General features: G+C 61.1%; 19 protein-coding genes. 16 read left to right on the top strand and 3 right to left on the bottom strand.

Going from position 1 to position 21113, the window contains the following annotated elements:
* Nucleotides 1-173: 173 nt before the first annotated feature.
* From Q0O99_RS11975 to Q0O99_RS11990, 4 genes are all read left to right on the top strand, one after another.
* Nucleotides 174-1778 (top strand): Re/Si-specific NAD(P)(+) transhydrogenase subunit alpha, encoded by a 1605-nt coding sequence (locus tag Q0O99_RS11975; protein WP_293751785.1) that lies wholly within the window; start codon nucleotides 174-176, stop codon nucleotides 1776-1778.
* 141 nt (nucleotides 1779-1919) lie between these two features.
* A complete protein-coding gene (gene pntB, locus Q0O99_RS11980; RefSeq protein WP_293751787.1) occupies nucleotides 1920-3338 on the top strand; it encodes a Re/Si-specific NAD(P)(+) transhydrogenase subunit beta in 1419 nt (472 codons plus the stop codon).
* A 300-nt stretch (nucleotides 3339-3638) separates the two neighbouring features.
* Nucleotides 3639-5321 carry a long-chain-fatty-acid--CoA ligase gene (locus tag Q0O99_RS11985; RefSeq protein ID WP_293751789.1) on the top strand — a complete coding sequence of 561 codons (1683 nt, stop codon included), beginning with the start codon at nucleotides 3639-3641 and terminating at the stop codon, nucleotides 5319-5321.
* A gap of 108 nt (nucleotides 5322-5429) precedes the next feature.
* Complete coding sequence (locus Q0O99_RS11990; RefSeq protein ID WP_293751791.1) at nucleotides 5430-6191, top strand: 5'-methylthioadenosine/adenosylhomocysteine nucleosidase; 762 nt, start codon at nucleotides 5430-5432, stop codon at nucleotides 6189-6191.
* A 7-nt stretch (nucleotides 6192-6198) separates the two neighbouring features.
* Here Q0O99_RS11990 and corA read toward each other — a convergent pair whose 3' ends face one another.
* A complete protein-coding gene (corA, locus tag Q0O99_RS11995) occupies nucleotides 6199-7185 on the bottom strand; it encodes a magnesium/cobalt transporter CorA (RefSeq protein ID WP_293751793.1) in 987 nt (328 codons plus the stop codon).
* Between the two features lie 157 nt (nucleotides 7186-7342).
* A complete protein-coding gene (locus Q0O99_RS12000; RefSeq protein ID WP_293751795.1) occupies nucleotides 7343-8506 on the bottom strand; it encodes a patatin-like phospholipase family protein in 1164 nt (387 codons plus the stop codon).
* Nucleotides 8507-8647: 141 nt separating this feature from the next.
* Here Q0O99_RS12000 and Q0O99_RS12005 point away from each other — a divergent pair, with 141 nt between their 5' ends.
* The 4 genes from Q0O99_RS12005 (at nucleotide 8648) to hprK (ending at nucleotide 12024) form a co-directional block, all read left to right on the top strand.
* Nucleotides 8648-9874, top strand: coding sequence for an MFS transporter (locus Q0O99_RS12005; RefSeq protein ID WP_293751798.1), 1227 nt, complete (start codon nucleotides 8648-8650; stop codon nucleotides 9872-9874).
* Nucleotides 9875-10121: 247 nt separating this feature from the next.
* Nucleotides 10122-10451 carry a ribosome-associated translation inhibitor RaiA gene (raiA, locus tag Q0O99_RS12010; RefSeq protein ID WP_293751800.1) on the top strand — a complete coding sequence of 110 codons (330 nt, stop codon included), beginning with the start codon at nucleotides 10122-10124 and terminating at the stop codon, nucleotides 10449-10451.
* A 139-nt stretch (nucleotides 10452-10590) separates the two neighbouring features.
* Nucleotides 10591-11058, top strand: coding sequence for a PTS sugar transporter subunit IIA (locus Q0O99_RS12015; protein ID WP_293751802.1), 468 nt, complete (start codon nucleotides 10591-10593; stop codon nucleotides 11056-11058).
* Nucleotides 11059-11082: 24 nt separating this feature from the next.
* Nucleotides 11083-12024, top strand: a complete 942-nt coding sequence (hprK, locus tag Q0O99_RS12020) for an HPr(Ser) kinase/phosphatase (protein WP_293751804.1) — start codon at nucleotides 11083-11085, stop codon at nucleotides 12022-12024.
* A gap of 20 nt (nucleotides 12025-12044) precedes the next feature.
* On the opposite strand, the gene fur is transcribed toward hprK, so the two are convergent.
* The gene (gene fur / locus Q0O99_RS12025; protein ID WP_293751806.1) at nucleotides 12045-12476 is read right to left on the bottom strand and encodes a ferric iron uptake transcriptional regulator; all 432 of its coding nucleotides are present in this window, start codon (nucleotides 12474-12476) and stop codon (nucleotides 12045-12047) included.
* Between the two features lie 85 nt (nucleotides 12477-12561).
* Here fur and Q0O99_RS12030 point away from each other — a divergent pair, with 85 nt between their 5' ends.
* The 8 genes from Q0O99_RS12030 (at nucleotide 12562) to Q0O99_RS12065 (ending at nucleotide 20987) form a co-directional block, all read left to right on the top strand.
* Nucleotides 12562-13113 carry an outer membrane protein assembly factor BamE gene (locus Q0O99_RS12030; protein ID WP_293751808.1) on the top strand — a complete coding sequence of 184 codons (552 nt, stop codon included), beginning with the start codon at nucleotides 12562-12564 and terminating at the stop codon, nucleotides 13111-13113.
* A gap of 85 nt (nucleotides 13114-13198) precedes the next feature.
* Nucleotides 13199-14014, top strand: a complete 816-nt coding sequence (gene dapB / locus Q0O99_RS12035; RefSeq protein WP_293751810.1) for a 4-hydroxy-tetrahydrodipicolinate reductase — start codon at nucleotides 13199-13201, stop codon at nucleotides 14012-14014.
* 23 nt (nucleotides 14015-14037) lie between these two features.
* Nucleotides 14038-14682: a MotA/TolQ/ExbB proton channel family protein gene (locus tag Q0O99_RS12040; RefSeq protein ID WP_293751812.1), complete on the top strand. Its 645-nt coding sequence runs from the start codon at nucleotides 14038-14040 to the stop codon at nucleotides 14680-14682.
* A gap of 6 nt (nucleotides 14683-14688) precedes the next feature.
* On the top strand, nucleotides 14689-15108 hold the full coding sequence (locus tag Q0O99_RS12045) for a biopolymer transporter ExbD (protein WP_293751814.1): 420 nt from the start codon (nucleotides 14689-14691) through the stop codon (nucleotides 15106-15108).
* 80 nt (nucleotides 15109-15188) lie between these two features.
* Nucleotides 15189-17987, top strand: a complete 2799-nt coding sequence (leuS, locus tag Q0O99_RS12050; RefSeq protein ID WP_293751816.1) for a leucine--tRNA ligase — start codon at nucleotides 15189-15191, stop codon at nucleotides 17985-17987.
* A gap of 42 nt (nucleotides 17988-18029) precedes the next feature.
* Entirely contained in the window at nucleotides 18030-18566 is a 537-nt protein-coding gene (lptE, locus tag Q0O99_RS12055; protein WP_293751818.1) for an LPS assembly lipoprotein LptE, read from the top strand.
* Between the two features lie 8 nt (nucleotides 18567-18574).
* Nucleotides 18575-19627 (top strand): DNA polymerase III subunit delta, encoded by a 1053-nt coding sequence (gene holA / locus Q0O99_RS12060; RefSeq protein ID WP_293751820.1) that lies wholly within the window; start codon nucleotides 18575-18577, stop codon nucleotides 19625-19627.
* Between the two features lie 79 nt (nucleotides 19628-19706).
* Entirely contained in the window at nucleotides 19707-20987 is a 1281-nt protein-coding gene (locus Q0O99_RS12065) for a glutamate-5-semialdehyde dehydrogenase (RefSeq protein ID WP_293751822.1), read from the top strand.
* Nucleotides 20988-21113: the final 126 nt, after the last annotated feature.

Consider the following 21113-nt stretch of genomic DNA (forward strand, 5'->3'; position numbering starts at 1 on the left):
AAAAGTGCCCGGGTGGGCCAATTAAACCCCTTTGCATCAGTCTTTATTGATCTTTTAGGGCCCTGACGACCCAATACGCTTGCGAAGGACTTGCTTTGGGCTCGAATGGATTGACTTCGGTTAAGCTTTCACATTAGCCGTATTTTTTTTGTGGATTGAGTGAGGAGACAGACATGCAGACAGGCGATAACGCCCCCATGCCGCAGCGCATTGGCGTGCCCAAAGAGGTTTTCCCTGGCGAAAAACGGGTGGCCACGGTCCCCGATGCGGTGACCAAACTGGTCAAACTCGGCTTTGCCGTGGTCGTGGAGCAAGGCGCGGGAGAACTCGCCGACTTGTCCGATGCGGCCTATATCGAAGCTGGCGCGGCCATTGCCCCCAACGCTGCTGCGCTGTGGAGCGGCAGCGACATCGTCTTCAAGGTGCGTGCCCCCACGCCTGACGAAGTGGCGCTGATGCACGAAGGCCAGACGCTGATCGGCTTTTTGTGGCCTGCTCAAAACCCCGATTTGATGCAGCAGCTCGTGGCCAAAAAGATCACTGCGCTGTCCATCGACGCTTTGCCCCGCACGCTCAGCCGCGCCCAAAAAATGGACGCGCTGACTTCCATGGCCGGTGTCAGCGGCTACCGCGCGGTGGTCGAAGCCGCCAACGCTTTTGGCCGTTTCTTCAACGGCCAGATCACGGCCGCTGGCAAAGTGCCCCCGGCCAAGGTGTTCATCGCCGGTGCCGGTGTGGCCGGTTTGGCCGCCATTGGTGCGGCTGCCAGCCTGGGCGCGATCGTGCGCGCCAACGACACCCGCGCCGAAGTGGCCGACCAGGTCGTCTCGCTGGGTGGTGAGTTCGTCAAGGTGGATTACGAAGAAGAGGGCTCGGGCGGCGGCGGTTACGCCAAGGTCATGAGCGAAGGCTTTCAGGCTGCGCAGCGCGAGATGTACGCGCAGCAGGCCAAAGAGTGCGACATCATCATCACCACCGCGCTGATTCCCGGCAAGCCCGCGCCAAAGCTGATCACCGCCGCGATGGTGCAAAGCATGAAGCCCGGCAGCGTGATCGTGGACATGGCGGCCGAGCAAGGCGGTAACTGCGAGTTGACCGAACCCGGCAAGGCGGTGGTCAAGCACGGCGTGACCATCGTCGGTTACACCGACCTGGCTTCGCGCATGGCACGCCAGTCGTCTACGCTGTACGGCACCAACTTGTACCGCTTGACCGAAGAGCTGTGCAAGACCAAGGACGGCGTCATCAACGTCAACATGGAAGACGACGCGATCCGCGGCCTGACCGTGGTGAAAAACGGCGAAATCACTTGGCCTGCGCCCCCTTTGGCCGCTGCACCCAAGCCTGCGCCCAAACCCGCCACTGCCCCTGCGGCCAAAAAAGGCCACGGTCACGGCGAGCCTTCGGGCCCCATGCCCGCGGGCAAACTGCTCATCGTGGCGGCTGTCACGGCGGTGCTGTTTGCGGTGGTCGGCGCGTATGCCCCGGCCGAATTTTTGTCGCACTTCACAGTGTTTGTGTTGGCCTGCTTTGTGGGCTACATGGTGGTGTGGAACGTCAAGCCTGCGCTGCACACGCCGCTCATGAGCGTGACCAACGCCATCAGTTCGATCATCGCCATCGGCGCCTTGGTGCAAATCTCGCCCATCGCCACCGCCGCTGACCGCCCCAACACGCTGATCATCGTCCTGGCATCGGCGGCCTTGGTGCTCACCGCCATCAACATGTTTGGCGGCTTTGCCGTGACCCAGCGCATGCTGGCGATGTTCCGAAAATAATGATTTTGGGGATGGATCTTCAGCGCTGCCCCCGACTGACTAAGACTTTGGGGACGGATCTTCAGCTCTGTCCCCGACTGAATAAGACTTTGGGGACGGATTTTTAGCGCTGTCCCCAACCGATTAAGAAACGAGACAGTTATGACTTCAAGCTTGGCCACGGTCGCCTACATTGGCGCGACCATTCTTTTCATCCTCAGCCTGGGCGGTTTGTCCAAGCAGGAAACCGCTCGGCGTGGCAATCTTTACGGCATGTTGGGCATGACCCTGGCCGTGTTGGCCACGGTATTGGGCCCCCAGGTGACGGCCGCGGGCATCCCTTGGATCATCGGCGCATTGGCGATCGGCGGGGGCATTGGCCTGTACGCCGCACGCTCGGTGCAAATGACCCAAATGCCCGAACTCGTGGCGCTCATGCACAGCATGGTCGGCATGGCCGCGGTGCTGGTGGGTTACGCCACCTATGTGGACCCAGAAGCCGCCAAGAGTTTGGAAGGCGCGGCGCACGCCATTCACGCGGGTGAAATCTACCTCGGTATCTTCATTGGTGCGGTGACTTTCTCGGGCTCTATTGCCGCGTTTGGCAAGTTGTCTGGCCGCATGGGCGGCAGCCCCTTGTTGCTGCCTGCGCGCCATTGGCTGAATTTGGCCGGGCTGATTGCGGTGGTTTACTTTGGCCGCGAATTCATGCTGGCCGAAACCGTGCAAGAGGGCATGCTGCCGCTGTTCATCATGACGGCCATTGCTTTGCTGTTTGGCATCCACATGGTCATGGCCATTGGTGGCGCCGACATGCCGGTGGTGGTGTCCATGCTCAACAGCTATTCCGGTTGGGCCGCTGCGGCCACCGGCTTCATGCTGAGCAACGACTTGCTGATCGTGGTGGGTGCCTTGGTCGGCTCCTCGGGCGCGATCCTGTCCTACATCATGTGCAACGCCATGAACCGCAGCTTCATCAGTGTGATCGCGGGGGGCTTTGGCACCACCGCAGCCACGCCCAAGCCCGCGGGTGGCCCGGCCGAGCCGGTCGGTGAAGTCAACCCTGTGCTGGCTGCCGAGACCGCAGAGTTGCTGCGCGACGCCAAGAACGTGATCATCGTGCCGGGCTACGGCATGGCGGTGGCGCAGGCTCAGCACACGGTGTTTGAAATCACCAAGCACCTGCGTGAAAAAGGCGTGAACGTGCGCTTTGGCATCCACCCCGTGGCCGGCCGCATGCCCGGTCACATGAACGTGCTCTTGGCCGAAGCCAAAGTGCCTTACGACATCGTGTTTGAGATGGACGAACTCAACGACGACTTCCCTGACACCGACGTGGCCATCGTGATCGGTGCCAACGACATCGTGAACCCGGCCGCGCAAGACGACCCGACCAGTCCCATCGCTGGCATGCCGGTGCTTGAGGTTTGGAAGGCCCGCACCAGCATCGTGATGAAGCGTTCCATGGCCAGCGGCTACGCCGGCGTGGACAACCCGCTGTTTTACAAAGACAACAACCGCATGCTGTTTGGCGATGCCAAGAAGATGCTGGACGAGGTGCTGATGGCCTTGAAGGCTTGATGCTGGCGTTGCACTTCAGACAAGGGCCCCCTGTGGCCCCTTGGGTCTGATGGGGGTTTGCGGCCACCCCTTGCGCCCCTGCCTGCATCGGCCAGGTTCACGACGCAAGCATGCGATCCGGTCTTTTCCTTGGTGTCCGTTGTCCCGGGTTCATGGGTCATTTATGCACGGTCCTTTCATCGTGCACAGTGGGGCGCCAAGAGCGCATGGCCTTTGCGGGCAAACCTCGGGAAATCCAGCATCTGCAAGGGTCAGTTTGACGTCAGGAGTACGTTAGACTGGTCCACAGGAGAACCCCACATGAACCTGAACCCTGTTTGGCTCAAGAGTTACCCCGAAGATGTCCCCGCCGACATCGACCCCACCCAATACAGTTCGCTGGTGGGCTTGCTTGAGGAGAGTTTTTCCAAATACGCGGACCGCCCGGCCTACAGCTTCATGGGCAAAGAGATGAGCTTTGCCCAAGCCGATCAGGAAAGCTTGGGCCTGGCGGCTTACTTGCAATCCTTGGGCCTGAGCAAAGGCGATCGCGTTGCGGTCATGATGCCCAATTTGCCGCAGTACCCCGTGGCGGTGGCGGCCATTTTGCGGGCCGGTTTGGTGGTGGTCAATGTCAACCCGTTGTACACCGCCCGTGAACTGGAACACCAGCTCAAGGACTCGGGGGCCAAGGCGATTGTCATCATCGAGAACTTTGCCGCCACCCTTGAAAAGTGCATCGCACAAACCCCGGTTCAGCATGTGATTTTGGCGGCCATGGGTGACCGGCTGGGCCTGCTCAAGGGCGGCTTGGTCAATTACGTGGTGCGCAACGTCAAGAAAATGGTGCCTGCCTTTCGCCTGCCCCGGGCGGTGCGTTTCAATGACGCTTTGTCCAAAGGGCGCCAACAAGCCTTTCGCAAGCCCGAGCTGACAGCCGATGACATCGCGGTGCTGCAGTACACAGGCGGCACCACCGGCGTGTCCAAAGGTGCGGTCCTGCTGCACAGCAACGTCATTGCCAACGTTTTGCAGTCCGAGGCCTGGAATGCGCCCGTCATGAAGCGCATCCCGGCTGGTGAGCAGCCCACCAGTGTGTGTGCTTTGCCGCTGTACCACATCTTTGCTTTCACGGTGAACATGATGTTGGGTCTGCGCATGGGTGGCAAGACCATCCTGATTCCCAATCCGCGTGATCTGCCAGCTGTGCTCAAGGAGTTGTCCAAGCACACCTTTCACAGCCTCCCGGCCGTGAACACCTTGTTCAATGGTTTGGCAAACCACCCGGATTTCAACACGGTTAACTGGTCCAACCTGAAAGTGTCTTTGGGTGGCGGCACGGCCGTCACGCCCAACGTGGCCAAGCTCTGGCTAGAGAAAACCGGTTGCCCGATCTGCGAAGGTTACGGCTTGTCCGAGACCAGCCCATCGGCCAGTTGCAACCCGACCACCAGTACCGAGTTCACCGGCACCATCGGCGTGCCCTTGCCCGGGACCTGGATGAAGTTGCTGGACGACGATGGCCATGAAGTGACCGAAGTGGGGCAACCCGGCGAGATCGCCATCAAAGGCCCGCAGGTGATGGCCGGTTACTGGCAGCGTCCTGATGAGACCGCCAAGGTCATGACGGCCGATGGGTACTTCAAATCCGGCGATGTCGGCACGGTGGATGCGCGGGGTTTCTTCAAAATTGTTGACCGCAAGAAAGACATGATTCTGGTCAGTGGTTTCAACGTCTACCCCAACGAGGTCGAGGAAGTCGCTTCGGCTTGTCCGGGTGTGCTGGAATGCGCGGCCATAGGTGTGCCCGATGAGAAAACCGGTGAGGCCGTGAAGCTGGTGGTGGTCAAGAAAGACCCCGCCCTGACCGCCGAGCAAATCATGGCCTATTGCCGACAGCACATGACCGCTTACAAGCAGCCGCGCGTGATCGAGTTTTGCACCGAGTTGCCCAAAACGCCTGTGGGTAAAATTTTGCGGCGTGAGTTGCGCAACAATGCTTGATGTCGGGCTGCCCCTGATGCGCCGGGGCTGAGTTTGGCGGCCACAATTTTTCTTGTGGCCGTTGTCAATTTGACGCCTCTTTTTGACGCACAGAACAAAGGATGAGCCATGGCGGTGATCGGCATCATGAGTGCCCTGCACGAAGAGTTGGCGGCTGTGCTGGCCGACATGCCCGATGAGCGGCGGGTGGTGGTGGCGGGGCGCGACTTTTGGCGGGGACATTGGCAAGGCCATGCGGTCGTGGCGGTGCTCTCGCGCATTGGCAAAGTGGCGGCGGCCACCACCGCCACGGTGATGCTGGAGCGCTTTGGGGTGGATGCGCTGGTGTTCACTGGCGCGGCGGGTGGATTGGGTCCGGGGGTGCGCGTGGGCGATGTGGTGGTGGCCAGTGGCTTAATTCAGCACGACATGGATGCGTCGCCACTGTTTCCCAGGCACGAAGTGCCGCTGTATGGTCGGGCTCTATTTAAGGCTGACGCCGCTTTGTCGGTGCAACTGGCCGAAGCCTCCCAGCAGGTGCTACAGGCGGCTGAGCGACATTTGGGTCCTGACACCTTGGCCCAGTTTCAGCTGAGTACGCCCACGGTGCACCAGGGCTTGATCGTCAGCGGTGACCGCTTTGTCTCGACCAACGCCGAAAGTCAGGCGCTTCGAGAGGCCTTGCCAGAGGCTTTGGCGGTGGAGATGGAGGGCGCAGCAGTGGCGCAGGTGTGCTGGGACTATGGCGTGCCGTTTGCAGCTGTGCGCACCATTTCGGACCGCGCAGACGACACAGCGCACACCGATTTCAATCATTTCATTCGTGAGGTGGCCAGCCGCTACAGTCGGGCCATTTTGTCGCAGTGGTTGGCCAAACGCCCAACCGCCTGAGTGGGTTTTATTTGAGCCAACCGCGCCTGCGGAAGTACCACATGGGCACCACGGCGCTGGCGGCCATCAGCGCCAGGGCATAGGGGTAACCCCATTTTTGGGACAGCTCGGGCATGTACTGAAAGTTCATGCCGTACAAGCTGGCGATCAAGGTGGGCGGCAGCAAGGCGACGCTGGCCACCGAAAAAATCTTGATGATTTTGTTCTGGTTGATGTTGATGAAACCAACGGTGGCGTCCATCAAAAAGTTGATCTTGTCAAACAGAAAGGCCGTGTGCGAGTCGAGCGAGTCGATGTCGCGCATGATCTGGCGTGCGTCTTCAAACTGGTCGGCGTTGAGCATTTTGGAGCGCATCATGAAGCTCAGGGCGCGGCGCGTGTCCATCACGTTGCGGCGGATGCGGCCGTTCATGTCCTCTTGCCGTGCAATCGCGCCCAGCACTTCGCTGGCCATGGCGTCGGTCACATTGCCCGAAAGCACGGTGTTGCCCACTTTTTCCAGCTGGTCGTAAATGCCCTCGAGTGTGTCCGCTGAGTATTCAGCGTCGGCGTCAAACAGTTTGAGCAGCACTTCTTTGGCGTCTTCGATCAGTCCGGGTGCCCGCCGTGCACGCATGCGCAAAAGGCGAAACACCGGCACGTCCTCGTCGTGGATGGAAAAAAGCACGCCCTGGCTTTTCAGGTCGGCGTTGTGCTGGTTCAAGATGAAAGCGCAGCGCACGGTGCGGGGCTCGTCATCGTCGGCGATCAAAAAGTCCGAGCGGATGTGCAACTCGCCGTTGTCCTCTTCGTAAAAGCGCGCGGATTCTTCGATGTCCTCGTCCATCGCGTCTTCGGGGATCAACAAGCCAAAGTACTGCTTGATCCAGCGTTTTTCTTCCAGCGTAGGCGATTCCAGGTCAACCCAGATGGGCTGGAAACGGGAGAGCTCTTCCAGTGACTCGATCTCTTCCTGGAAGAGGCGGCCGTTGACAAGGGTGAAGATGTTGAGCATGGCAAATCCGAAAAATGGCCAGGTGCCAAAGGTTCAAAGGGGCGGCGAAGGGATATTTTCTGCAGCTTTCGAACGATGGGCCCATGCTCAAGGCGTCCGAAAGCTACCGACTCGGGGTAGTTTCCACGGCAATGTGTCTCCAGAATGAATCGGCGGATTATCGCACCGGATGTTCCCCTGCTGGGTTGAGAAAAGACAGGATTTCGTCAGCGCGGGCCTGTACGTCGGCTTGGCCCAGGGCGATCAGCGCCCCGATGAAGCCCGGCTCGAACAGCAAATAACTGGCCAGCGACGCACCACTGCCGCGCAGGGCGCCCAGCCCCTCCAGCACCCGAAGAATGGGCCGGGGCAGCGTGTGAGCGTGGTCTTGTGCTAAGGCGTCGAGCGAGGCGCTGGGCTGCAGTGTTAAGACCTGAACTGGGCGCAGAGGTAGACCCCCGCGGAGCGCCTCGGGCAGGTGCTGCAGGGCCTTGTTGATGCGTTCGATCTGCTCCACATCGGCCTCAAGGGTGTCGTGGAAGACGCTGGCCATGGCGTGGCCAGCGATGGTGCCCAAGGAAGGGGGCCCTGCGGTGCGGGCTGAAGCCACCTGGCTGGCGCGTGGCGGTTGGCTCACGCCAATGGCCAAAATCCGGTCGGCCCCGAGCTGCACCGCCGAGGACAAGGGCGAGATTTGGCGCATCGAGCCGTCTCCGAAAAACTCCATGCCGCCGTCCACCCACAGGGGCGTAGACGGGAAAATAAAGGGGATGGCGCTGGACGCCATCAAGTGTTCGATGGTGATGGGTTGCTGTTCGGCGCGACGGCCCGGGCGACTCCACGGGATGGGCTGGCCGTCGCGGGTTTGGCAAAACGTCCAATGAGTACCGCTGGAATAACTGGACGCGGTGACCGCCAGAGCCTGCAGCACGCCGTGTTGCAAGGCTGTGTCGATCCGATCGAGGGCAATCGCCCGGTGCAAGGTGTTGACCAAGGCCAGGCTGTCCATCGCTGCAGCATGGGCGCGGGCAGAGCGCAGCAAACCTAAAGCGGTGGCCCATCGGCTGAACTTGTCCAGCGGGGTCTGGGGCAAGCGGTAAACCGCTTCCGTGCGGATGCCGGTCCAGAAATGGGCCAATGCGTCCAGTCCTGCCAAGCCATCCATGGCCTTGCTGGCCAAAAATGTGGCGTTCAAAGCACCGGCCGAGGTGCCCGCCAGCACCTGGAACGGAAAAGCTTTAGAAGAGCCAGCCTGGTGGCTCAACAACTGGCCAATGGCCTGCAGCGCCCCCGCTTGGTAAGCGGTTCGCGCACCGCCGCCCATCAGGACCAGACCCAGCATGGAGTGCGGATGAGCAGCCCGGTGGGCTGCAGGGGGTGACATTGGACGGGCGCTCGTCAAGGGGTCAATGGGCATGTGAGGGGGAGGGTGGCTGTGCAGGGCTCGGGGTGTTAGATTCAGTCCATTCAATAGCATTGTTCCATGACCACCCCCCACTTGACCCCGCGCCGCGAGTGCTGGCTGCTTTTGACACTGGCTGGCATCCAGTTCACCCACATCCTTGACTTCATGATCATGATGCCGCTGGGGCCGCATTTCACGGCTTTGTTCGGCATCAGCAACGCCCAGTTTGGGTTGTTGGTGTCGGCCTACACCTTGTCGGCGGGCTTTTCGGGTTTGATGGCGGCCACCTACATTGACCGTTTCAGCCGCAAGCAGTTGCTGCTGGCCATGTACAGCCTGTTCGGGTTGGCCACGCTCGCTTGCGCCTTGGCGCCCGACTATGTGTGGTTGATGGTGGCGCGTGTGGCCGCAGGTTTATTTGGTGGCGTCTTGTCGGCCCTGTCGCAGACCATCGTGGCCGATGTGATCCCCTTTGAGCGCCGGGGCCGTGCCATGAGTGTGGTCATGACCTCATTCTCTGTATCCACCGTGGCGGGCGTGCCGTTGGGCTTGTTTTTGGCAGCGCATTTCAACTGGCACGCGCCTTTTGTCGGCATCGCTGTGCTGGTGGGCCTCCTGGCGCTGGGGGCCTGGCAAACCTTGCCCCGGTTGGATGCGCACTTGCACCACCCCGAGAGGGTGAGCGTTTGGCGCGGCATCGGCCAGGTGCTGGCCGAGCCCAACCACCTCAAGGCGTTTGCCGTGTCGGGCCTGATGATGTTCGCAGCCTTCACCGTCATTCCGTACATCACCATTTACCTGCAGTCCAACGCGGGCATGCAGGCCGCTCAGGTGCCCTGGATCTACCTGTGCGGCGGCTTGGCCACCTTGCTGAGCGCGCGCTATTTTGGCCGCCTGACGGACCGGGTCGGCAAAGTCCGAATGTTCCAGCGCCTGGCCTTGGCGGTGACCGTGCCCTTGATGGCCACCACGCTCTCGCAAGGGTTGCCCCTGTGGGGCTTGTTGGTCATATCGACGCTGTTTTTCACCGTCATGAGCGGGCGCATGATTCCCGGCATGGCGATGATTTCTTCAGCTGCCCTGCCCCGTTTGCGCGGCACGTTCATGACCCTGAACTCGGCCGTGCAGTCGACCTCGATGGGCTTGGCGGCCTTGGTGGCGGGGCTGATCATCGGGCGCGATGCGCAAGGGCAGCTCACCTTGTATTGGGTGGCGGGCTTGTTGGGGGTTTTGGCCAGTGTGCTCAGCGTCTGGTTGGCCGGGCATTTGCGCCTGCATGGGGCTCCTGCGCCGGTTGTTGGCTGAGTTGCAGGGGATGCTGGGGTCTTGCAGGGGGTCAAGTCGGTGGGACAGATCTTGGCTTCAAGTCGAACAATAGCACTGAAATGGCCCGTTGAGTCCAAAAGCGGCGGGCTTTACAGGTTTAGTTGAGGGCGTATTGCTTTTCCATTTTTGGGGGCGCATAGTGGGGTTGAGCCACCCCGAAAAGGTGGTTTCAGAGTCCCGCACCAGCGGGGCTTTCCCCGACCCTGAATCTATGGAGGCGACGATTATGAATTTAACCATCAGCGGGCACCATTTGGAAGTGACCCCGGCTTTGCGCCAGTACGTCACGGGAAAACTTGACCGCATCACCCGGCATTTTGATCAGGTGGTCGATGTCAAAGTGCTGCTGACCGTCGAAAAGATCAAGGAAAAGGAAAAGCGCCAACGCGCAGAGTGCAACATCCATGTCAAAGGCAATGACCTGTTTGCTGAAAGCGCTCATGAAGACCTGTACGCCGCGGTGGACGATCTGGTGGACAAACTCGATCGTCAAGTGGTCAAACACAAGGACCGCATGACGGACCACCACCACAGTGCGCCCAAGCGCATGATGTGATCTCTCCATGGATTCACTGGGGCCGCAGCAAGCGGCCCTTTTTTCGCGACCTGGGTGCACCAAGACACCCCATGCTGAGTACCGATCGGGCCAGCGACAAAGCCTGATGGTGGATAGGGTGCATAATCCTGCCTCGACCATGAACCGACTCTCATCCATATTGCCTGTTGCCCAAGTTCTTGTGGGGGTGGAAGCCACCAGCAAGAAACGTGCATTCGAAGAAGCCGGACTTCTCTTTGAGAATCTGCACGGCCTGTCGCGTGCCTTGGTCACCGACAGCCTGTTTGCCCGTGAGCGTTTAGGCTCCACGGGCCTGGGCCACGGTGTGGCCATCCCGCACGGTCGCATCAAGGGCCTCAAAGCCCCGATGGCCGCCGTATTTCAGTTGGCCCAGCCCATTGGTTTTGATGCACCGGACGAGCAAGCGGTCAACTTGCTGATCTTTTTGCTGGTGCCCGAGGCGGCGACCCAAAAGCACCTGGAAATTTTGTCCGAGATTGCCGAGTTGCTCAGCGACACCGCTTTGCGCGAAAGCATCAAAAGCAGCACGGCCCAGGCCGGCCTGCACCAGTTGATCGCCCAGTGGCAATCGGCTCAAACCGCCTGATCCCTTTTTGACAGTCTGCAGGCGATGAAGCCCTCCGTCATCAGCGCCGATGTTCTCTTTGAGGACCACCGCCAACAACTACGGTGGCAGTGGCAAGCAGGCTTGGGTGCATCGGAGAGGCGCTTTGACGAGGTCGCCGTGCGACAAGCCCGCTCCGGCGCGGATCTGGTGGGTTATCTCAATTACATCCATCCTTACCGCGTCCAAATTTTGGGGCCTCGCGAAGTTGCTTACCTGACGAATGGCTCGCCTGACGACTGCTCCCGGCGCATTTCGCGCATCGTGACGCTGGAGCCGCCGGTGCTGGTACTGGCCGACGGTCAAACCGCGCCCGATGCCTTGCTGGCCATGTGCGAGCGGGCGCAAATCCCCATGTTTGCCACCCAGCAGTCCTCGGCCTTCGTGATCGATGTGTTGCGTGCTTATTTGTCCAAACACTTTGCCGATCGCATCACCATGCACGGTGTGTTCATGGACATTTTGGGCATGGGTGTGTTGATCACGGGAGAGTCAGGTCTGGGCAAAAGCGAACTGGGCTTGGAATTGATTTCACGTGGCAATGGCCTGGTGGCCGACGATGCGGTAGACCTGTACCGCATCAACCAGACCACCATCGAAGCGCGTTGCCCTGATCTGCTGCAAAACCTGCTGGAAGTGCGCGGCATTGGCCTTTTGGACATCCGAGCCATCTTTGGCGAGACGGCTGTGCGCCGAAAAATGCGTCTCAAACTCATCGTGCACCTGGTGCGGCGTGAAACCCTTGAGCGTGACTACGAGCGCCTGCCCTCCGAGCCCTTGCGGCAAGACGTGCTGGGCATACCGGTGCAAAAGGTGGTGATCCAGGTCATGGCCGGGCGCAACATTGCGGTGTTGGTGGAGGCGGCTGTGCGCAACACCATCTTGCAAATGCGTGGCATCGACACCTACCAGGACTTCATCGAGCGACAGCGCCGCGCCATGGGCTGAAAGTTGGGGCAAGCGCTTCTTCAGCGGGCGTTGCGGTGCGGGCAGGGCTGTTGCGTGCAGTGGGCGTACAGGCTCAGTGCATGGTCGGCGATCACAAAGCCCTTGGCCTGGGCCACGGCTTGCTGGCGCGACTCAATTTCCGCGTCATAGAACTCCTCCACCCGACCGCAGTCCAAGCACACCATGTGGTCGTGGTGTTGGCCTTCGTTGAGCTCGTACACGGCTTTGCCACTTTCAAAGTGGTTGCGGCTGAGGATGCCTGCCTGCTCGAACTGGGTCAGCACCCGGTAAACGGTGGCCAGGCCAATGTCGGCGTTGTCCTTGAGGAGTTGACGAAACACATCCTCGGCGGTCATGTGGCGCATCAAGCCGTTTTGAAAAACTTCCAGGATTTTCAGGCGCGGCAAGGTGGCTTTGAGGCCGTTGTTTTTCAGTTCGTCGATCTGGCTCATGGGCTGTGTGGGTGGGGTCGCCAGGGGCGGTCCTGCGGCAAGGCTGCCGCTACAATGACCTGATCATATCGGCACACCCTCAACCATGACAGCTTCCCTGACTTTCCGTCTTTCCGTCCATGGCCTGGCAGCCCTCTTGCTGGGTGCGAGCCTAGCCGGTTGTGGCGGCCTGTCCGGCTCTGTGAGCCGGGACACCTTCAAACCCTTTGTGCCCGAGGTGGTGCAGGGCAACTTTGTCTCCAACGAGCAGCGCCAGGCCTTGCGCCCCGGCATGGCGCGCGCGCAGGTGCGCGACATCCTGGGCACGCCCTTGATCGCCAGTTTGTTCCATGCCAACCGTTGGGACTACGCCTTCAGCATTCAGCGCCAGGGCGTGCCAGCGCAAAACTTCAGGCTCACGGTGTACTTCAAGGGCGATGTGCTCGAACAAGTCGACAGCGACGTGCTGCCCAGCGAGTCGGATTTTGCCGGGCGCCTGGTGCGTCCCCAGTCGGTGGGCAAACTGCCACCCCTGCAGGCCAGCGAAGAGGATTTAAAGAAATTTTCACCGGCCTCCAACCCAACTCGGACCGAGATGCCCACCGCGCCTGCAGCTTTGACACGCAGCTACCCGCCTTTGGAGCCGGCCATACGCTGAACGCCCAGCGCTGGTTGTCCTTGAAGGGGGCCCAGCCGCAGAGCCCTTTTGGGACCGAGCTCATCATTTTTTGCCCATTTAAGCCATGACCTCAACGAACTTTTTGCCCATCACCGTCGCTGGCGCGTCCGGCCGCATGGGGCATATGCTGATCGAAGCCATTTTGGCCACCGACGACTGCCGCCTTGCTGGTGCGCTGGACATCGCAGCCAGCCCAGCGCTTGGGCAAGACGCAGGCGCTGCGCTTGGCCGGGTCACAGGCACCGCAGTCACCGCCGACCTGTATGCCGGCCTGCAAGGCGCATCTTGCCTGATTGATTTCACCCGCCCCGAGGGCACGCTGGCCCACCTCAAAGTCTGTCGTGAACTGGGCGTCAAGGCGGTGATTGGCACCACCGGCTTTACCGATGCACAAAAAGCTGAGATCGCCGAGATCGCCCAGGACATCGCCATCGTGATGGCCCCGAACATGAGTGTGGGTGTCAACGTCACCTTGAAATTGCTGCAAATGGCCGCGCAGGCCATGTCCACAGGCTACGACATCGAGATCATCGAAGCCCACCACCGCCACAAGGTGGATGCGCCTTCGGGCACGGCCCTGAAGATGGGCGAAGTGATTGCCGAGGCCATCGGGCGCGACTTGAAAGCGTGCGCCGTCTACGAGCGTTATGGTCACACCGGGGAGCGCGACCCCTCCACCATCGGATTTTCGACCATTCGCGGCGGCGACATTGTGGGCGAACACACCGTGTTGTTCGCGGGCATTGGCGAGCGCATCGAGGTCACGCACAAATCTTCCAGCCGCGCCACTTATGCGCAAGGCAGTTTGCGTGCCGTGCGCTTCCTGACCCGTCAGCCGCGTGGTCTGTTTGACATGTTCGACGTGCTCAAGCTGCGCTGATGCACCCTACCTGAAAGCTACCCATGAGCCTGAACGACTTTTTGCTGCACAGCGATGTCGTCAGCCGCGTGCTGGCGCTCATGTTGCTGGCCTTGTCGGTGGGCAGTTGGGTGGTGATCGCCTGGAAATGGCGTTTGCTCGCGCGAGTCACGCAAGACGTACCGCGCAGCGTGGCCGCATTCTGGCAGGCCCCGGGTTTCGACGATGCCCGCCAGCGCGTGGCTCAGTTTGACCGCGAAGCCTGTGTGCTGCCCTTGCTCGACGCCACCTTGCTGCCCTTGGGCGGCACTTTGGCCTCAGCGGGTCAGCGCCACCACCAACTCACCCGCGTGCTGCGCGAGGCCATGCAATCGGTGCTGCGCCGCTTGCAATGGGGGCAGGTGCTGCTGGCCACGGCAGGTTCCATCTCACCTTTCATCGGTTTGTTGGGCACGGTGTGGGGCATCTTCAATGCCCTGAGTGGCATGGCCGAAGGTGGCCCTGTCCGCATGGAGCAGATTGCCGGGCCCGTAGGCGAAGCCCTGGTCATGACCGCTGCTGGTCTGGCGGTGGCGATTCCGGCGGTGCTGGGCTACAACCTGTTGGGTCGGCGCATTGGCCAGATCGAGGCCGAGCTCGAAGGCTTTGCTCACGATGTGCGCGCTTTGCTCGTCGGCCCCCGAGACTGAGCGGCCATGGCTTTTGGTCGCCTGTCCAGCCGCCCCGTCGATGCGCCGATGAGTGACATCAACGTCACGCCCCTGGTGGACGTGATGCTGGTGCTGCTGGTTATCTTCATCCTGACCGCACCTTTGATGACCAGCGCCATCCGCCTGGACCTGCCCCAAAGCGAAGGCGGTGAACCGGGGGCTGCGCCTCAGGCTGTGGTCCTGGTGGTCGATGCGCAAGGCCGCTGGTTCCTGAACGACCAGCCGATCGCCGAAAACGCCTTGCGCGAACAACTGGCCAAAACTGCCCGCCGCAACCCACTGACTGAGCTGGAGCTGCGTGCCGATGCGTCAGTGCCTTACGGCCGGGTGGTCGAGGCCATGGGTCTGGCCCAAAAAGCCGGTTTGAGCCGGATCGGCTTTGTCGCCGAGGTGGTTTCACCCTGAACCCAAGCTGGCGCATATGGCAGTGGCCTTGCTGCGCCCGCACCCGGCGATGACCCGCCCAGCCCCTACAATTTAGCCCTATGCAAGACAAGTACAACCACCTCGAAGTCGAACCCGCTGCGCAATCCCGTTGGAACACCCGCGATGCCTACCGCGTCACCGAAGACGCCAGCAAAAAGAAGTTCTACGCCTGCTCCATGCTGCCTTACCCCAGCGGCAAGCTGCACATGGGCCATGTGCGCAACTACACCATCAACGACATGCTCACGCGCAGCCTGCGCATGAAGGGCTTCAACGTCTTGATGCCCATGGGCTGGGACGCTTTTGGCCTGCCCGCCGAGAATGCGGCGCTGAAAAACGGCGTGCCCCCGGCCAAGTGGACATACGAGAACATCGCGTACATGAAAAAGCAGATGCAGGCGATGGGCCTGGCGATCGATTGGTCGCGCGAAGTCGCCACCTGCGACCCGACGTATTACAAGTGGAACCAGTGGCTGTTTTTGAAGATGCTGGAAAAAGGCATTGCTTACCGCAAGACCCAGGTCGTGAACTGGGACCCGGTGGACCAGACCGTGCTGGCCAATGAGCAGGTGATCGACGGCAAAGGCTGGCGCACGGGCGCTCCGGTCGAAAAGCGCGAAATTCCGGGCTATTACCTGAACATCACCCACTACGCACAAGAGCTGCTGGACCATGTCCAAATCGGGAACGAGAAGGCCACGCTCAACGGCTGGCCCGATAAAGTGCGCCTGATGCAGGAAAACTGGATTGGCAAGAGCGAAGGCGTGCGTTTCGCGTTCCCGCACGACATCCGCGATGCCTCGGGCGGCTTGATTGGCGACGGCAAGATGTACGTCTTCACCACCCGCGCCGACACCATCATGGGCGTGACGTTTTGCGCGGTGGCGGCCGAGCATCCTCTGAGCACGCATGCCGCTGAGAGCCATCCCGTTTTGGCGGCATTTTTGGAAGAGTGCAAGAGCGGGGGCACGACCGAGGCCGAGCTGGCCACACAAGAAAAGAAGGGCATGGCCACGGGCCTGTTCGTCACGCACCCGATCACGGGCGCGCAGGTCGAAATTTGGGTCGGCAACTACGTGCTCATGAGCTACGGCGATGGTGCGGTGATGGGCGTGCCCGCGCACGACGAACGCGACTTCGCCTTTGCTTTGAAGTACGCCTTGCCGATCAAGCAGGTGGTGGCTCAGCGTGGGGCGGCCTTGTCGTCGCCTGCGTCGGGTGCGACAGACGCTATCTCATCGTTGCCCAACGCAGGCAGCGCCAAGACCGCTTTTGATGATTCCACCTGGTCTGAGTGGTATGCGACCAAGGATGGCGTTTGCGTCAACTCCGGTGAACTCGATGGACTGACCCAAAAAGTCGCTGCCTCCAAAGTGGCCGAATTGTTGGCCGCCAAAGGCTTGGGCGAGAAGAAAACCACCTGGCGTCTGCGCGACTGGGGCGTGAGCCGCCAGCGCTACTGGGGCACGCCGATCCCGATGATCCATTGTGACGAGCATGGCGCTGTGCCCGTGCCCGAAAAAGACCTGCCCGTGGTGTTGCCACAAGACTGCATCCCCGACGGCTCGGGCAACCCGCTGCACAAGCACGAAGGCTTTCACGCTGGGGTCACTTGCCCGGTGTGCGGCAAAGCGGCCCGCCGCGAGACCGACACCATGGACACCTTTGTGGATTCGTCCTGGTACTTCATGCGCTATTGCGACCCGACCAAGGTCGATGGCATGGTGGGCGAGGGCGCGGATTATTGGATGCGTGACCAACACCTGGCCGCGGGCGGCAGCGGCATGGACCAATACATCGGCGGCATCGAACACGCCATCTTGCACCTGCTGTACGCACGTTTTTGGACCAAGGTCATGCGCGATCTTGGCTTGGTGAAGGTGGACGAGCCTTTCAGCAAGCTGCTCACGCAGGGCATGGTGCTCAACCACATTTATTCGCGCCGCACCGCCAAGGGCGGCAAGGACTACTTCTGGCCGCACGATGTGGAGCATGTTCTGGACGAGACCGGCAAAGTCATCGGTGCCAAGCTCAAGAACGAAGCCGACAGCGGCGATGGCTGCCTGCCTGTGGGCACCGCCATCGACTACGAGGGCGTGGGCACCATGTCCAAGTCGAAAAACAACGGCGTGGACCCGCAAGACCTGATTGAAAAATACGGTGCCGACACCGCGCGCCTGTACACCATGTTCACCGCGCCGCCTGAGGTGACGCTGGAGTGGAACGACTCGGCCGTGGAAGGCAGCTACCGCTTTTTGCGCCGTGTCTGGAACTTCGCCTTCAAGCACCACGAACTGCTGCGCTCGGCCACAGGCCAAGACCTGAGCCAGGCTACCTTGGGTGATGCGGCCAAGGCCCTTCGCCGCGAGATGCACCTGGTGCTCAAGCAGGTGGGTTACGACTACGAGCGCATGCAGTACAACACCGTGGTGTCCGGTTGCATGAAGTTGCTCAACGCGCTGGAAGACTTCAAGCCCGATGGCAGTGGACCTTTCAAAGAGAGCGATACCGCCGCCCTTTGCGAAGGCGTGTCGATTTTGATGCGCATGCTCTACCCCGCCTGCCCGCACATCACAGACGAAATTTGGCAACAACTGGGCTACGTCAAGGCCGTGGGTGAGTTGCTGGACGCGCCCTGGCCCACCGTGGACGAGTCGGCACTGGAGCGCGACCAGATTGAGCTGATGCTGCAGATCAACGGCAAGCTGCGCGGGTCCATCTGGGTGCTTGCCAGCGCTGACAAGGCCCAGATCGAAGCTGCCGCACTGGCCCATGAAGCTGTCGTCAAGCAGGCGGCGGGTGCCGCGCCCAAGAAGCTCATCGTGGTGCCTGGCCGTTTGGTCAACATCGTGTTGTGATTTCACGGTCTGATGCCCGCACACCCCGATGATCGCCCTGTGATGAACACTTCACGCCGCCGCTTTGGCTTGTTGCTCGGTGCCGGGCCTTTGCTGGCCGGCTTGTCGGCCTGCGGCTTTCAGCTGCGCAGCGCGGGCGATTACCCGTTCAAAACCCTGTACGCCAATTTCTCGACCACCTCGCCCCTGGGCGTGGAGCTGCGCCGCAATTTGCTGGGCACAGGCCGCATCACACTGCTGAGCGAGCCCAAGCAATTGGCCACAGCCGATGCGGTTCTCGACATCTTGAGCGAAAACAGGGAGCAGGCGGTGGTGGGCGTGAACGCCTCGGGCCAAGTGCGAGAGCTCCAACTGCGCTTGCGGGTGCGGTTTCGTCTGCGCACTCCTCAAGGCCTGAACTTGATCGAGCCCGTCGGGCTGGCGCAGCAACGCGACCTGAGCTTCACCGAAACCGCAGCGTTGTCCAAAGAAATCGAGCAAGCCACGATGTACCGCGACATGCAGACCGACATCGTGCAGCAGATCATGCGGCGGTTGTCGGCGGTCAAGCCCCGGGCCTTGCCCTCGGCCAAACCCTGAGTCGCAAGATGCAACTGGCCTTGCCCCAGCTCGGTGCGCACCTGCAAAAAGGCTTGCGCAGCCTGTACGTCTTGCACGGCGACGAACCCCTGATGCAGCAAGAGGCGGCCGATGCCATCCGCGCCAGCGCCCGTGCGCAGGGCTACACCGAGCGCAGTGTGCACACCGTGTCTGGGGCCCATTTCGATTGGAGCGAGGTGCTGGCCGCAGGCGGCTCGCTCAGCCTGTTTGCCGACAAACAAATGGTCGAATTGCGTATTCCCTCAGGTAAGCCGGGAAAAGAAGGCAGCACCGCCATTCAGCAATTGGTGGCTTCGGCTCAAGGCAACGACAGCACCTTGACCTTGGTCTTGCTGCCGCGCCTGGATGCGGCCACCCGCAAAGGGGCCTGGTTTGGTGCGCTCGAGAACGGTGGCGTGTCCATCCAGATCGATCCCGTCGAGCGCAACGCTTTGCCACCCTGGATCGCCCAACGCCTGCAACTGCAGGGCCAAAGCGTGGCTGCAGGAGAAGAGGGCCAGCGTACGCTGCAATTTTTTGCCGACCGGGTGGAGGGCAATTTGCTGGCCGCACACCAGGAAATCCAGAAGCTGGGCCTGCTCTACCCCGCGGGCGAACTCAGCCAGGCGCAGGTCGAGTCGGCCGTGGTCAACGTGGCCCGCTACGACGTGTTCAAGTTGTCCGAATCGGTCTTGTCGGGCCAGGTCGCCCGGGTGCAGCGCATGCTCGACGGCCTGCAGGCCGAGGGCGAAGCGGCGGTGCTGGTGCACTACACCCTTGCGGAAGACATCCGTGCCTTGAAGCGCGTGAAAGACGCCATGGCCGCTGGCAAACCCCTGCCCATGGCGCTGCGCGAACAGCGCGTCTGGGGCCCGCGTGAACGCTTGTTCGAGCGCGTGCTGCCGCGCATGAGCGAAGCCCGCTTGAACGGCCTGCTGCAAGCGGCTCATCATGTGGACGGCATCGTCAAAGGGCTCAAAGTGCCCGACTGGCCCACCGACCCCTGGCAGGCGCTGCAGCGCCTTGCCGTTCGCTTTTCGCGCTTTTGCATCGTGCGCTAGGGTCGCCAGCGGCCCATAACCCGCCAGGTGCATGGCAGGGTGGGGCCAAAGTGTCTTTGGCTTCTGCGAAAATGAACCCATGACCGAATTGAACACCGCTGAACACATGCATGCCTTGGGCCAGCAGGCCAAAAAAGCGTCTGCACTGATGGCCAAGGCCTCTGCTGCCACCAAAAACAGGGCTTTGCGTCGCCTGGCCGCCTTGCTGCGCGAGAACACCGATGCCTTGCAGCTGGACAACGCCAAAGACCTGGAGCGCGCCCGCGCCGCCGGACTGGCCGAGCCGATGGTGGACCGCTTGAAATTGACCCCCCAAGTGCTGGAAACTTGCGCCCAAGGCTGCGAGCAATTGGCTGCCATGCCCGATGTGATTGGCGAAATTCTGGGCATGAAACAAGTGCCCAGCGGCATCCGCGTGGGCCAAATGCGCGTGCCCATTGGCGTGTTCGGCATGATTTTCGAAAGCCGCCCGAACGTGACCATCGAAGCGGCCAGCCTGTCGATCAAGAGTGGGAATGCCTGCATCTTGCGCGGCGGCTCCGAGGCCATCGAGTCGAACAAGGCCCTGGCGCTGCTGGTGCAGCAAGCCCTGACCGAGAGCGGTTTGCCAGTGGACGCCGTGCAACTGGTGCAAACCACCGACCGCGCCGCCGTGGGCCAGCTCATCACCATGCCGCAGTTTGTGGACTTGGTCATCCCGCGGGGTGGCAAGGGTTTGATTGAGCGCATCAGCGCTGAGGCCAAAGTGCCCGTCATCAAGCACTTGGATGGCAATTGCCACACCTATGTGGACGCACCGTGCGACATCGACATGGCTGTGAACGTGGCCGACAATGCCAAAACCCAAAAGTACAGCCCCTGCAACGCGAGCGAAAGCTTGTTGGTGGCACGGGGTGTGGCCGCTGAATTTCTGCCCAAAATCGGTGCAATATACGCCGCCAAAGGCGTGGAGATGCGCTGCTGCCCCAAGGCCAAGGCCATCTTGAGCCAGGTCGCCAAAGCCAAGCTCCAAGACGCCACCGAGCAAGACTGGTTCGAGGAGTACCTGGCCCCCATCATCAGCATCAAGGTGGTCGAAGGCCTGGACGAGGCGATTGCCCACATCAACCACTACAGCAGCCACCACACCGATGCCATCCTGACGCGCGACCACATGCACGCCCAGCGCTTTTTGCGCGAGGTGGATTCGGCCAGCGTCATGGTCAACACCAGCACCCGCTTTGCGGACGGCTTTGAATACGGGCTGGGTGCCGAGATCGGCATCAGCACCGACAAGTTCCACGCTCGCGGCCCCGTGGGCATCGAAGGCCTGACCTCACTCAAATACGTGGTGCTGGGTGAGGGCGAGGTGCGCGCTTGAGCGCCGCAATATTTGTGCACAGGTCTTGGCCTGGCAGCACAGTGTCCGTGATGCGCTTGCAATGGCGCTGAACGGCCCCATATGATTTTCCTGTTTTGACCTGATTTTTCCCGACAAAGGATGCCC

The sequence above is a fragment of the Limnohabitans sp. Rim8 genome, from assembly GCF_945901735.1.
Lineage (GTDB): Bacteria > Pseudomonadota > Gammaproteobacteria > Burkholderiales > Burkholderiaceae_C > Limnohabitans_A.